Annotated in this window: 13 protein-coding genes; 9 read left to right on the top strand and 4 right to left on the bottom strand. The window is 62.0% G+C overall.

All coding sequences use genetic code 11. From position 1 onward, the window contains the following. The first annotated feature begins 178 nt into the window (after nt 1-178). From glyA to ACIPO9_RS18300, 8 genes are all read left to right on the top strand, one after another. Nucleotides 179-1,432: a serine hydroxymethyltransferase gene (gene glyA / locus ACIPO9_RS18335; protein ID WP_274131564.1), complete on the top strand. Its 1,254-nt coding sequence runs from the start codon at nt 179-181 to the stop codon at nt 1,430-1,432. A 15-nt stretch (nt 1,433-1,447) separates the two neighbouring features. After that, nucleotides 1,448-2,698, top strand: a complete 1,251-nt coding sequence (locus tag ACIPO9_RS18330; protein ID WP_400608655.1) for a sarcosine oxidase subunit beta family protein — start codon at nt 1,448-1,450, stop codon at nt 2,696-2,698. A 14-nt stretch (nt 2,699-2,712) separates the two neighbouring features. Beyond that, complete coding sequence (locus tag ACIPO9_RS18325) at nt 2,713-3,027, top strand: sarcosine oxidase subunit delta (protein WP_166595674.1); 315 nt, start codon at nt 2,713-2,715, stop codon at nt 3,025-3,027. Beyond that, nucleotides 3,024-6,044 (top strand): sarcosine oxidase subunit alpha, encoded by a 3,021-nt coding sequence (locus ACIPO9_RS18320; RefSeq protein ID WP_400782626.1) that lies wholly within the window; start codon nt 3,024-3,026, stop codon nt 6,042-6,044. Before ACIPO9_RS18325 ends, ACIPO9_RS18320 begins: the two co-directional genes overlap by 4 nt. Before the next feature lie 164 nt (nt 6,045-6,208). Next, entirely contained in the window at nt 6,209-6,841 is a 633-nt protein-coding gene (locus ACIPO9_RS18315) for a sarcosine oxidase subunit gamma (protein ID WP_400782624.1), read from the top strand. A 131-nt stretch (nt 6,842-6,972) separates the two neighbouring features. Then, nucleotides 6,973-7,830 carry a formyltetrahydrofolate deformylase gene (purU, locus tag ACIPO9_RS18310; protein WP_400782621.1) on the top strand — a complete coding sequence of 286 codons (858 nt, stop codon included), beginning with the start codon at nt 6,973-6,975 and terminating at the stop codon, nt 7,828-7,830. A gap of 206 nt (nt 7,831-8,036) precedes the next feature. Next, nucleotides 8,037-9,236, top strand: a complete 1,200-nt coding sequence (gene fdhA, locus ACIPO9_RS18305; RefSeq protein ID WP_274131560.1) for a formaldehyde dehydrogenase, glutathione-independent — start codon at nt 8,037-8,039, stop codon at nt 9,234-9,236. Nucleotides 9,237-9,397: 161 nt separating this feature from the next. After that, on the top strand, nt 9,398-9,949 hold the full coding sequence (locus tag ACIPO9_RS18300; RefSeq protein WP_400782618.1) for a DUF2780 domain-containing protein: 552 nt from the start codon (nt 9,398-9,400) through the stop codon (nt 9,947-9,949). Nucleotides 9,950-10,050: 101 nt separating this feature from the next. Here the strand turns inward: ACIPO9_RS18300 and ACIPO9_RS18295 are convergent, their stop codons facing one another. Next, nucleotides 10,051-10,935 (bottom strand): acyltransferase, encoded by an 885-nt coding sequence (locus ACIPO9_RS18295; protein WP_400782615.1) that lies wholly within the window; start codon nt 10,933-10,935, stop codon nt 10,051-10,053. A 195-nt stretch (nt 10,936-11,130) separates the two neighbouring features. On the opposite strand from ACIPO9_RS18295, the gene ACIPO9_RS18290 reads away from it, so the two are divergent. Further along, nucleotides 11,131-11,631: an ATP-dependent zinc protease gene (locus tag ACIPO9_RS18290; RefSeq protein ID WP_274131556.1), complete on the top strand. Its 501-nt coding sequence runs from the start codon at nt 11,131-11,133 to the stop codon at nt 11,629-11,631. A 140-nt stretch (nt 11,632-11,771) separates the two neighbouring features. Here ACIPO9_RS18290 and ACIPO9_RS18285 read toward each other — a convergent pair whose 3' ends face one another. From ACIPO9_RS18285 to ACIPO9_RS18275, 3 genes are all read right to left on the bottom strand, one after another. After that, a complete protein-coding gene (locus ACIPO9_RS18285) occupies nt 11,772-12,401 on the bottom strand; it encodes a glutathione S-transferase family protein (RefSeq protein ID WP_400608649.1) in 630 nt (209 codons plus the stop codon). A gap of 90 nt (nt 12,402-12,491) precedes the next feature. Beyond that, the gene (locus ACIPO9_RS18280) at nt 12,492-12,683 is read right to left on the bottom strand and encodes a hypothetical protein (RefSeq protein WP_274131554.1); all 192 of its coding nucleotides are present in this window, start codon (nt 12,681-12,683) and stop codon (nt 12,492-12,494) included. Next, entirely contained in the window at nt 12,680-13,813 is a 1,134-nt protein-coding gene (locus tag ACIPO9_RS18275; protein ID WP_400782613.1) for a PepSY-associated TM helix domain-containing protein, read from the bottom strand. The genes ACIPO9_RS18280 and ACIPO9_RS18275 overlap by 4 nt, the downstream gene beginning before the upstream one ends. Nucleotides 13,814-13,851 lie beyond the last annotated feature (38 nt).

Here is a 13,851-nt window from a genome sequence, read left to right as displayed (position 1 = left end):
ACAGGTGTCATGTCAAACCCTGCATTCCCCCCTCCCTGCAAAACCATGTCGTAAACGCGCCTTTGCGTGGCGTGCGTAGGCATCTAGCCTGTCTGCGTCGGCCCTACCATCGCTTTCAAAGGACAGTCCACAAGTCCTACTGACAATCAGGCGCCGCGCCGCCGCTGGGAGAACCGCGATGTTCAGCAAGCAAGACCAGATCCAGGGTTATGACGATGCACTGTTGGCAGCGATGAATGCCGAAGATCAACGTCAGGAAGATCACATCGAGCTGATCGCCTCGGAAAACTACACCAGCAAGCGCGTCATGCAGGCGCAGGGCAGCGGCCTGACCAACAAATACGCCGAAGGCTACCCGGGCAAGCGCTACTACGGTGGCTGCGAGCACGTCGACAAGGTCGAGCAACTGGCCATCGACCGCGCCAAGCAGCTGTTCGGCGCCGATTACGCCAACGTGCAGCCGCACTCCGGTTCCTCGGCCAACAGCGCCGTTTACCTGGCCCTGCTGCAAGCCGGCGACACCATCCTGGGCATGAGCCTGGCCCACGGTGGCCACCTGACCCACGGCGCCAAAGTGTCGTCCTCGGGCAAGCTCTACAACGCTGTTCAGTACGGCATCGACACCACCACCGGCCTGATCGACTACGACGAAGTCGAGCGCCTGGCGGTAGAGCACAAGCCTAAGATGATCGTTGCCGGCTTCTCGGCTTACTCCAAGACTCTGGATTTCCCACGCTTCCGCGCCATCGCTGACAAGGTCGGGGCGCTGCTGTTCGTCGACATGGCCCACGTAGCCGGTCTGGTTGCCGCTGGCCTGTACCCGAACCCGCTGCCGTACGCCGACGTGGTCACCACCACCACCCACAAGACCCTGCGCGGTCCACGTGGTGGCCTGATCCTGGCCAAGTCCAACGAAGAAATCGAAAAGAAACTGAACGCCGCTGTATTCCCCGGCGCTCAGGGCGGTCCGCTGATGCACGTCATCGCAGGCAAGGCCGTGTGCTTCAAGGAAGCGATGGAGCCAGGTTTCAAGGCTTATCAACAACAAGTGATCGACAACGCCCAGGCCATGGCCCAGGTGTTCATCGATCGCGGTTACGACGTGGTGTCCGGCGGTACCGACAACCACCTGTTCCTGGTCAGCCTGATCCGTCAGGGCCTGACTGGTAAGGATGCCGACGCCGCTCTGGGCCGTTCGCACATCACCGTGAACAAGAACGCCGTACCGAACGACCCACAATCGCCATTCGTGACCTCGGGCCTGCGTATCGGCACCCCGGCCGTCACCACCCGCGGTTTCAAAGTCGCTCAATGCACGACGCTGGCTGGCTGGATCTGCGACATTCTCGACAACCTCGGCGATGCCGATGTCGAGGCCAATGTTGCCAGCCAGGTTGCCGCCCTGTGCGCCGATTTCCCGGTTTACCGCTGAGTCAGGAGTAGCACCATGCAACACTATTCGGGCTTCGGCCTCTTCAAACACTCCCTCAGCCACCATGAAAACTGGCAGCGCATGTGGCGCACGCCGACCCCTAAGAAGGTCTACGACGTGGTCATCGTTGGCGGTGGCGGTCACGGTCTGGCGACTGCTTACTACCTGGCCAAGGAGCACGGCATCACCAACGTGGCCGTGGTCGAGAAAGGCTGGCTGGGCGGCGGCAACACCGCCCGTAACACCACCATCGTGCGCTCCAACTACCTGTGGGACGAATCGGCCCACCTGTACGAACACGCGATGAAACTGTGGGAAGGCCTGTCCCAGGACCTGAACTACAACGTCATGTTCTCCCAGCGCGGTGTGTACAACTTGTGCCACACCCTGCAGGACATGCGTGACTCCGAGCGTCGTGTCAGCGCCAACCGCCTGAACGGCGTCGATGGCGAACTGCTCAACGGCAAACAGGTGGCTGAAGAAATTCCGTACCTGGACTGCTCGAAGAACACCCGTTACCCGATCATCGGCGCGACCGTTCAACGTCGCGGTGGCGTTGCCCGTCACGACGCCGTGGCCTGGGGCTTTGCCCGCGCCGCTGACGCCCTGGGCGTGGACCTGATCCAGCAGACCGAAGTCACGGGTTTCCGCAAGGAAAACGGCGTGTGCGTCGGCGTTGAAACCAACAAGGGCTTCATCGGCGCCAAGCGCGTCGGTGTGGTGACCGCCGGTAACTCCGGCCACATGGCCAAGCTCGCGGGCTTCCGCCTGCCGGTCGAGTCGCACCCGCTGCAAGCGCTGGTGTCCGAGCCGATCAAGCCAATCATCGACAGCGTCATCATGTCCAACGCCGTTCACGGCTACATCAGCCAGTCCGACAAAGGCGACCTGGTGATCGGCGCCGGTATCGATGGCTGGGTCGGCTATGGTCAGCGCGGTTCCTACCCGGTGATCGAACACACCATCCAGGCCATCGTCGAGATGTTCCCGGTGCTGTCCCGCGTGCGCATGAACCGCCAGTGGGGCGGCATCGTCGACACCACGCCGGACGCTTGCCCGATCATCTCCAAGACGCCAGTACCGAACATGTTCTTCAACTGCGGTTGGGGCACCGGTGGCTTCAAGGCTACACCGGGCTCGGGCAACGTTTTCGCGGCGAGTCTGGCGAAAGGCGAAATGCATCCGCTGGCCAAACCTTTCTCAATCGACCGTTTCCACAACGGCGCACTCATCGACGAACACGGCGCTGCCGCGGTCGCCCACTAACAGGAGAATTTCCTATGTTGCACATCTTCTGTCCTCACTGTGGCGAACTGCGCTCCGAAGAGGAATTCCACGGTTCGGGTCAGGCTCACATTCCGCGTCCACTGGACCCTGCTGCCTGCACCGACGAGCAGTGGGGCGACTACATGTTCTTCCGCGACAACCCGCGCGGTCTGCACCACGAGCTGTGGATTCACGCTGCCGGTTGCCGTCAGTACTTCAACGCCACGCGTGACACCGTGACTTACGAAATTCTCGAGACCTATCTGATTGGCACCAAACCGCAGTTCGTGAACCCGGTTCCAGCCGTCGGGAAGGGAGATAAAGCATGAGCCAGTCCAATCGTCTGCCCAATGGCGGCCGCATCGACCGCAGCAAGGTCCTGAACTTCAGCTTCAACGGCCAGACTTACCAGGGCTTTGAAGGCGACACCCTGGCCGCAGCCCTGCTGGCCAACGGCGTCGACATCATCGGCCGCAGCTTCAAATACTCGCGTCCTCGCGGCATCTTCGCGGCAGGCTCCGAAGAGCCGAACGCGGTACTGCAGATCGGCGCGACCGAAGCCACCCAGATCCCGAACGTGCGCGCCACGCAACAAGCGCTGTACTCGGGCCTGGTCGCCACCAGCACCAACGGCTGGCCGAGCGTGAACACCGACATGATGGGGATTCTCGGCAAGGTCGGCGGCAAGCTGATGCCACCGGGCTTCTACTACAAAACCTTCATGTACCCGCAATCGTTCTGGATGACCTACGAGAAGTACATTCGCAAGGCCGCAGGTCTTGGTCGCTCGCCGACCGAGAACGATCCGGACACCTACGACAACATGAACCACCACGCCGACGTGCTGGTGGTCGGCGCAGGTCCTGCGGGTCTGGCGGCGGCACTGGCAGCTGCGCGCAGCGGCGCCCGCGTGATCGTGGCGGACGAACAGGAAGAGTTCGGCGGCAGCCTGCTCGATTCCCGCGAAAGCCTGGACGGCAAGCCCGCCGCTGAGTGGGTAGCCACCGTCGTTGCCGAGCTCAAAGGCTTGAAGAACGTGGTGCTGCTGCCACGCGCCACAGTGAACGGCTACCACGACCACAACTTCCTGACCATCCACGAGCGTCTGACCGATCACCTCGGCGACCGTGCACCGATCGGCCAGGTGCGTCAGCGCATGCACCGCGTCCGCGCCAAGCGCGTGGTACTGGCGACCGGTACTCACGAGCGTCCGCTGGTCTACGGCAACAACGACGTACCGGGCAACATGCTGGCCGGTGCCGTTTCGACTTACGTTCGCCGTTACGGCGTGGCACCGGGCAAGAAGCTGGTGCTGTCCACCAACAACGACTACGCCTACCGCGTGGCGCTGGACTGGCTCGATGCCGGCCTGCAAGTGGTGGCCGTGGCCGATGCACGCCACAACCCACGTGGTGCGCTGGTTGAAGAATCGCGTGCCAAAGGCATTCGCATCCTGACCGGCAGCGCGGTCATCGAAGCCCGTGGCAGCAAGCGCGTCACCGGTGCCCGTGTGGCGGCCATCGACGTGCGTGCACACAAGGTCACCAGCAATGGCGAGTGGCTGGACTGCGACCTGGTTGCCAGTTCCGGCGGTTACAGCCCGATCGTTCACCTGGCGTCCCACTTGGGCGGCAAGCCGGTCTGGCGTGAAGACATCCTCGGTTTCGTACCGGGTGAAGCGCCTCAGAAACGCGTATGTGTCGGCGGCATCAACGGTGTTTACCCACTGGGCGATGCACTGGCCGACGGTTTCGAAGGCGGTGTTCGTGCAGCGTCCGAAGCCGGCTTCCAGCCTGTGGAAGGTGTGATTCCAAAGGCTCTGAGCCGCGTGGAAGAAGCGACCCTGGCGATGTTCCAGGTGCCGCACGAGAAGGGCACTTCCCGCGCGCCGAAACAATTCGTCGACCTGCAGAACGACGTCACCGCTGCCGCCATCGAACTGGCGACCCGCGAAGGCTTCGAGTCGGTCGAACACGTAAAACGCTACACCGCGCTGGGCTTTGGCACTGATCAGGGCAAGCTGGGCAACGTCAACGGTCTGGCCATCGCGGCCCGCTCGCTGAACGTCACCATCCCTGAGATGGGCACCACCATGTTCCGCCCGAACTACACGCCGGTGACCTTCGGCGCGGTAGCCGGTCGTCACTGCGGTCACATCTTCGAGCCTGTGCGCTTCACCGCGCTGCACGCCTGGCACGTCAAGAACGGCGCCGAGTTCGAAGACGTCGGTCAGTGGAAACGTCCTTGGTACTTCCCGAAAGCCGGTGAAGACATCCACGCAGCCGTGCGCCGCGAATGCAAAGCCGTGCGCGACAGCGTCGGCCTGCTGGACGCCTCGACCCTGGGCAAGATCGACATCCAGGGCCCGGATGCACGCGAGTTCCTGAACCGAATCTACACCAACGCCTGGACCAAGCTGGATGTGGGCAAGGCGCGCTACGGCCTGATGTGTAAAGAAGACGGCATGGTCTTCGACGACGGTGTAACCGCCTGCGTCGCCGACAACCACTTCATCATGACCACCACCACTGGCGGCGCTGCACGCGTGCTGCAATGGCTGGAAATCTATCAGCAGACCGAATGGCCGGACCTGAAGGTGTACTTCACCTCCGTGACCGACCACTACGCGACCCTGACCCTGTCGGGCCCGAACAGCCGCAAGCTGCTCAGCGAAGTGACCGACATCGACCTGGATCGTGAAGCCTTCCCGTTCATGACCTGGAAAGAAGGTCTGGTCGGTGGCGTACCGGCTCGCGTGTTCCGGATTTCCTTCACCGGTGAGCTTTCCTACGAAGTGAACATCCAGGCGGACTACGCCATGGGTGTCCTGGAAAAAATCGCCGAGGCGGGCAAGAAGTACAACCTGACCCCGTACGGCACCGAAACCATGCACGTACTGCGGGCCGAGAAGGGCTTCATCATCGTCGGCCAGGATACCGACGGCTCGATGACCCCGGACGACCTGAACATGGGCTGGTGTGTCGGTCGCACCAAACCGTTCTCGTGGATCGGCCAGCGTGGCATGAGCCGTGAAGACTGCGTGCGTGAGGATCGCAAGCAACTGGTCGGCCTCAAGCCGGTCGATCCGAACAAGTGGCTGCCGGAAGGTGCGCAACTGGTATTCGATCCGAAGCAATCGATCCCGATGACCATGGTCGGTCACGTGACCTCGAGCTACGCGGCGAACTCGCTGGGTTACTCGTTCGCCATGGGCGTGGTCAAGGGTGGTCTCAAGCGCATGGGCGAACGTGTGTTCTCGCCCCAGGCGGATGGCAGCGTGATCGAGGCGGAAATCGTTTCCTCGGTGTTCTTCGATCCGAAGGGTGACCGGCAGAACGTGGAGTAAATAGTGAGCAAGCTCGCTCCACGGTTCTAACCTGTAGGAGCGCGCTTGCCCGCGATTGCGGTGTGTCAATCGCCATTGATGTAGCTGATTCAACGCATCGCGGGCAAGCGCGCTCCTACAGTGAGGCGCTCCGGCAACACAACAGAATTCAAAACAGGTGCTCTATGACCACAGCCAACGTTTACCAACAGCGGCCAACGACCGACGCCAAAGTCGAGTCGCCTCTGTTTCACGCCGATCTGAAAAGCCTGGTCGGCAAGGGCCGCACCAACCCGGGTGTGGTGCTGCGCGAGAAAAAACTGCTGGGCCACCTGACCATTCGTGGCGATGCCCATGATCCGGCGTTTGCTGCCGGTGTTCACAAGGCGCTGGGCATGGAACTGCCTGCCGCGTTGACGCTGGTCTCCAGCGGCGACAGTTCTATCCAGTGGATGGGCCCGGACGAGTGGCTGCTGATCGTTCCGACCGGCGAAGAATTCGCCGTCGAGCAGAAGCTGCGTGAAGCGCTGGCCGGCCTGCACATCCAGGTGGTCAACGTGTCCGGCGGCCAGTCGATTCTGGAACTGACCGGGCCGAACGTGCGCGACGTGCTGATGAAATCCACCAGCTACGACGTACACCCAAGCAACTTCCCCGTGGGCAAGGCCGTCGGCACCGTCTTCGCCAAATCGCAACTGGTGATCCGCCGTACCGGTGAAGAAACCTGGGAACTGCTGATCCGCCGCAGCTTCGCCGATTACTGGTGGTTGTGGCTGCAGGATGCCAGCGCCGAGTACGGCCTGGGCGTCGCGGCCTAACCCTGTAGGAGCGCGCTTGCCCGCGACGGCGTTGTGTCATTCACCCATGATGTTGAATGGACCGACCCTGTCGCGGGCAAGCGCGCTCCTACAATGCTTGTGCAAACGTCTGACAACAGGAGCAACACCCCATGAGCCGCGCCCCCGATACCTGGATTCTGACCGCCGACTGCCCCAGCGTGCTGGGCACGGTGGATGCGGTGACGCGGTTTCTGTTCGAGCAGGGCTGCTACGTCACCGAGCACCACTCGTTCGATGACCGGCTCTCCAGCCGCTTTTTCATTCGTGTCGAATTCCGTCAGCCCGATGGCTTCGACGAGTCCTCGTTCCGCGCAGGCCTGAGCGAGCGTGCCGAAAGCTTTGGCATGAACTTCGAGCTGACAGCGCCGAACTATCGGCCGAAAGTGGTCATCATGGTCTCCAAGGCCGATCACTGCCTGAACGACCTTCTGTACCGTCAGCGCATCAACCAACTGGCCATGGACGTGGTCGCCGTGGTGTCCAACCACCCCGATCTCGAACCGCTGGCTCGCTGGCACGAAATTCCCTACTACCATTTCCCCCTCGACCCCAACGACAAGCCGGCGCAGGAAGCGAAGGTGTGGAACGTGATCGAGGAGTCCGGTGCCGAGCTTGTGGTACTTGCCCGTTACATGCAGGTGCTGTCGCCGGAGCTGTGCCGCAAGCTCGATGGCAAGGCGATCAACATTCATCACTCGCTGCTGCCGGGCTTCAAGGGTGCCAAGCCGTACCACCAGGCCTACAACAAGGGCGTGAAGCTGGTCGGTGCGACGGCGCATTACATCAACAACGATCTGGACGAAGGCCCGATCATCGCCCAGGGCGTCGAGGTGGTGGACCACAGTCACTACCCCGAAGACCTGATCGCCAAAGGCCGCGACATCGAAGGCCTGACGCTGGCGCGGGCGGTGGGGTATCACATTGAACGGCGGGTGTTCCTTAACGCCAACAGGACTGTTGTCCTTTGACCTGTAGGAGCGCGCTTGCCCGCGACGGCGGTGCGTCATCGACTCCGCGCCGGCTGACACACCGCTGTCGCGGGCAAGCGCGCTCCTACAGGGTGCGACGAACGTATTCGAAATCCAGAGCAACCAATGCGTTGCAGCAACACCAAGCAACGCATTTCTCCGCTACACAGCTGTATCCATAAAAACAATTCAGCGAGGTGAAAAGCATGTCTGGTAATCGTGGTGTGGTGTATCTCGGCGCAGGCAAGGTCGAAGTACAAAAGATCGACTATCCAAAAATGCAGGACCCACGCGGTCGCAAGATCGAGCATGGCGTCATCCTGCGCGTGGTCTCCACCAACATCTGCGGCTCGGACCAACACATGGTGCGCGGCCGCACCACTGCCCAGGTCGGCCTGGTGCTGGGTCACGAGATCACCGGTGAAGTGATCGAAATGGGTTCCGGCGTCGAAAACCTGAAAATCGGTGACCTGGTTTCCGTTCCCTTCAACGTCGCGTGCGGCCTGTGCCGTTCGTGCAAAGAGCAACACACAGGCGTCTGCCTGACCGTCAACCCGGCTCGTGCCGGTGGTGCCTACGGCTACGTGGACATGGGTGACTGGGTCGGTGGCCAGGCCGAATACGTGCTGGTCCCTTACGCTGACTTCAACCTGCTCAAGCTGCCGGATCGCGACCGCGCGATGGAAAAGATCCGCGACCTGACCTGCCTCTCCGACATCCTGCCCACCGGTTACCACGGTGCCGTGACCGCGGGCGTTGGCCCGGGTAGCTCGGTGTACGTCGCCGGCGCCGGTCCTGTCGGCCTGGCGGCCGCTGCTTCCGCTCGCCTGCTGGGCGCGGCCGTGGTGATTGTGGGTGACGTCAACCCTGTGCGCCTGGCCCACGCCAAGGCTCAGGGCTTCGAAATCGCCGACCTGTCCAAGGACACCCCGCTGCACGAGCAGATCGCCGCGCTCCTGGGCGAGCCTGAAGTGGACTGCGCCGTCGACGCCGTGGGCTTCGAAGCCCGTGGTCATGGCCATGCAGGCGTGAAGGCCGAAGCACCGGCTACCGTGCTCAACTCGTTGATGGGCGTGGTTCGCGTGGCGGGCAAGATCGGTATCCCTGGCCTGTACGTCACCGAAGATCCGGGCGCTGTAGACGCTGCCGCGAAAATGGGCAGCCTGAGCATTCGTTTCGGCCTGGGCTGGGCGAAATCCCACAGCTTCCACACCGGCCAAACGCCTGTGATGAAGTACAACCGCCAACTGATGCAAGCCATCATGTGGGACCGCATCAACATTGCCGACGTCGTGGGCGTGGAAGTCATCAGCCTCGACGACGCGCCACGCGGTTACGGCGAGTTCGACGCAGGCGTACCGAAGAAATTCGTGATCGACCCGCACAAGACCTTCAGCGCGGCATAAATCAACACAGTGTCAAAGAAACCGGGGCCTGAGTGCCCCGGTTTTTTATGGGCGTTATCCGGGAAACACCACAGGAACTAATCTTCAAGGCACGGTCAAACAGGCGTTGACCCGGCCCTGCCGGTTTGTGCACATACAAGGTGATTGTGATGACTGTCTCGATGAAAAACACGCGCGGTGCTGTGCTGGCGACGTTGATGGCGCTGGCGGCGACGCCGGTCTTCGCGTTCAACCTGAACGATGCGGCGAACGCTGTTTCCGGCGCCACGGGCGGGCAGCAGAAGGCTACTGCGGCGCCTGAGGCTGCTGGCTTGCTCAACACGCTGGGTACGCAATTGAATGTCACGCCGCAACAGGCAGTCGGCGGTACGGGCGCGTTGCTGGGGTTGGCGAAAAACAAGCTGGCCGGCAATGACTATTCGCAGTTGAGCCAGGCGGTGCCGGGGCTGGATCAGTTGTCAGGCACCTCGGCGCTGGGCAGCCTGGGTGGTCTGGGCGGCATGCTGGGCGGTTCCGGTGGCAGCAACTCGGCGATCAACAGCGCGCTGGGCAACGTGCAGAGCATGGGTGACGTGAACAAGGCGTTCAGCGCACTGGGCATGGACAGTGGCATGGTCGGGCAGTTTGTGCCGGTGATCCTGCAGTACCTGGGGCAGCAGGGCGCCAGTGGTTCGGCGTTGCAGGCGCTGAGCGGAGTGTGGGGCGCGAAATGATCTTGTAGGAGCGCGCTTGCCCGCGACGGCGGTGTGTCAGGCGACTCATCATGGGCTTGCATGACGCTGTCGCGGGCAAGCGCGCTCCTACAGGGGCGGTGTCAGGGCTCTGCGCGCAGGGTCTGGATGCGGGCGTTCTTTTCGGCCCACAGCCGGTTGACCCAGTCCTGTACATACTCGCGAAACACCGGGTCATTCTCGTAATCGCCCTGCCACAGCGCGGGGTCGAGTTCGCGGGTCTTGATGTCAATGATGACGCGCGGCACCTGGCCTGAAATCAGGTCCCAGAATCCTGGAATTCTCTGCTGCGGATACACCACGGTGACGTCGAGCACGGCATCGAGTTGTTCGCCCATCGCCGCCAGTACAAAGGCCACGCCGCCGGCCTTGGGCCGCAGCAGGTGGCTGTAGGGCGAATCCTGCTCGACTTTCTTGGCCTCGGTGAACCGGGTGCCTTCCAGATAATTCACCACGGTCACCGGCTGGCGCTTGAACAGCTCGCAGGCCTCTTTGGTGATTTCCAGATCCTTGCCCTTGAGTTCCGGGTTCTTGGCCAGGAACGCCTTGGTGTAGCGCTTCATGAACGGGTAATCCAGCGCCCACCAGGCCAGCCCCAGAAACGGCACCCAGATCAGTTCCTTCTTGAGGAAAAACTTGAAGAACGGCGTGCGGCGGTTGAGCGTCTGTACCAGCGCCGGGATGTCCACCCAGGATTGATGATTGCTCACTACCAGATAAGACGTGTCGCCACGCAGGCCATCCGCGCCGCGGATTTCCCAGCGGGTGGGCAGGCACAGCTTGAAGATCAGCTTGTTGATCTCGCTCCAGGTCTCGGCGATCCACATCACCGCGTGGGAGCAGCGGTCACGCAATTCGCTCTGGAACACCAGCTTGAGCAGCGCGAAGACCATCAGCGGGCCGAACAGCACCAGGGTGTTGAGCAGCAACAGTAGCGTGACGGCAATTCCGGTGAGCAGGTGACGCATATATCACTCGTGGTCATGAGGAGGGCGGGCAATGATAAGCAGGTCTTTCGTTACAACCAAATCCGACTGTCGCTGACAAATGTTTCACCCGGTTACATGTAGCCTGATGATCTGTATTAGTGACCGAACGATGCGCAAAGTTGCGGTCTAAAATCGGGCCTGTGCAACGTCCATCCATAACGAGGAACCTGTCACGTGAAATCCCTTCTGGCGCTTCTGTCTCTGCTGGCGTTGCCTGTGATGGCCGCCGAACCGACGCTGTATGGCCGCTACGAATACATTCAGGTTTCCGAGTTTGGCGAAACCTTCAAGGCCAAGATGGACACTGGCGCACTCACCGCGTCCTTGTCGGCCAAGGATATCGAGCTGTTCAAGCGTGATGGCGATGACTGGGTCCGCTTCCGTCTGGCGACCAAGGATGCCGACAGCAAGGTCTACGAGCACAAGGTGTCGCGCATCAGCCGGATCAAGGGGCGCGCCGATGGGGAAGACGAGGACGAGCCGGTAGACCCGACCAAGCGTCCAGTGGTGGATCTGGAACTGTGCCTGGGCAACGAGAAGCGCACCGTCGAGGTCAACCTGGTGGACCGCAGCCACTTCAACTATCCGCTGCTGATTGGCGCCAAGGCCCTGCGCGAGTTCGGCGCGGCGGTTAACCCTGCGCGCCGCTACACCGCCGACAAGCCCGACTGTTAAAGGATTGGGCCTACCGCGTCCCGTAGCAGCACGGCTTGCCGGCGGGAGCGGTGTATCAGGCAACTCATCTGTGACTGACACACCGCCCCCGCCGGCAAGCCGTGCTGCTACGGGTTCCGGGTGTGCCGAAGATTCGGTGTTCAGGCCGGCGGTTGCGTTTCCAGCATCGACGGACGTTCGCTGACTTCGCGATACCAGCTCGCCAGCCGTGGATAGCTGCTGCGCCAGCCCAGGTTGGGTTGGCGGAAGTCCAGGTAGCCCAGGGCGCAGGCGACGCTGATCGAGGCGATGTCGAAATTGGAGCTCAATTCGGTCACCGCTTCGGCTTCGAAATAGGCCAGGGAGCGGGCAATCTTCTCGCCCTGGCTGTCCATCCACTCGCCCCAGCGCTTTTCTTCCGGGCGCAGGAAGGTCTCATAACGCATCAGCAGGGCCGCATCGAGCACCGCGTCGGCCAGCGATGCCAGGGTCAGGCGTCTCCAGCGGGCGGAGCCGTCATGGGGAATCAGCGGGTTGCCAACGTGCTGGTGGTCCAGATAGTCGAGAATGACCCGGCTGTCGTGGATCACGTTGTTGTCGGCCAGGCACAGTGCCGGAATCTTGCCGCAGGGGTTTTCGTGGCACACCGCCGCGTCGGGGGCAACCGGGGTGACGGTGACCGGCTTGAGTTCGACCCGTGCGGTCTGTCCTGTTTCGTGTAGCAGAACCAGCACCTTGCGCGCGAATGGCGAAGCGGTGTTGTAATACAGCGTCATGCTAGGGGCAGACATGGACATTCCTCTGGACGGACTGGCCCCTAGACTAGTCAGCGGCGCAATGCCCTGCAACATCGCTCGATGCAATCTGCACTGCCGCTTGCCTCAAGCCTGACGCCGAACCATCAACCCCTTGATGCTCAGCCACGCCGGGATGCCCATGCCGATCCACGACAGCACGTCCCAGCCGTCATCGCCCAGCAACGCGGCGAACAGACCCACGGCCATCAACAGCGCAATCCAGGTCGGCTTGGCGAAGGTTTTCCAGAACCCGGAGTGCTTCTTGTGTCGGGTCATGCCGCCTCCGCCGTCTGTGCAATCTTCACGGTGGCGGCCGCCTTGCGCCGCACCACCCACAGGTAGACGCCACTGCCCAATACGATAATGGTCAGCACATCCAGCACGCCCCACAGGATCTTCATCGGCATGCCGCCGTAATCACCGAAGTGCAGGGGTTGCGAGAGCAGCAGCGCATCCATGTACCACGGGCTGCTGACGATGGCGGTGACTTTCAGGTCGGTGGCGTCGATCAGCACCGGTGTCAGCAGATGGGATGTCAGGTGGGTATCGCCTTTCATGAACACGGCGTAATGGTGTTCGCTGGAAAAGCGCGAACCGGGGAAGGCAATGAACGAGGGCTCGGCGCCCGGCACCGTGGCTTGGGCGATGTCCAGCAGGCGCGATGCGGGTGCGCGTTCGGTCAGCGGCGGCGCGTCCTTGTAGGTGGCGACCACCGCCGCCAGCGAGTCATTGCGCCATTGGGCGATCACCAGGTCCGCGCAGGCGTTGAGCACGCCGGTAAGGCCGACCACGAAGGCCCAGGTCAGCGTGACGACGCCGATCAGGTTGTGCAGGTCGAGCCAGCGCACGCGGTTCGATTTGTTCGGCCGCACGGTGGCGAAATCCAGCCGGCGCATGAAGGGCGAATACAGCACCACACCGGAAACAATCGCTAATACAAAAAGCAGCCCCATGAAGGCCAGAAGCAGCTTTCCGGGCAGGCCTGCGTACATGTCCACGTGCAGACGCAGCATGACCATCATGAAGCCGCCGTTGGCCGAGGGCGTTTCAACCGCCTCTCCGGTGCGCTGGTCAAGCATGAAGGTGTGGGTGTCGTTGGGGTCACCGCCGGCGGTCTTGCCCATGAACGCGTAGACGCCGTTGGCTTCGTCTTCATCCCAGCCAAAGTATTGCACCACCTCGCCAGGGCGATGGGCTTCGGCGGCCTTGACCAGCTGTTGAAGGTCCATGCGCGGCGTGTTTGCGGGCATTTCCTTGAGTTCCGGGGCGTCCCCGAGCATGTGCTCGATTTCGTGATGGAACACCAGCGGCAAGCCGGTGATGCACAGAATCAACAGGAACACCGTGCAGATCAGGCTGCTCCAGGTGTGGATGAACGACCAGCGGCGAATGGTTTGGCTTTTCATGGTGCGAGGTACCGGTGAGCGAAAGCAAAAAGGGCCGC

The sequence above is a fragment of the Pseudomonas sp. NPDC090203 genome (assembly GCF_044746765.1).
GTDB lineage: Bacteria > Pseudomonadota > Gammaproteobacteria > Pseudomonadales > Pseudomonadaceae > Aquipseudomonas > Aquipseudomonas putida_AD.
Note: the sequence above shows the minus strand (reverse complement) of the source record. Positions and strands in the feature narration are given on the sequence as shown.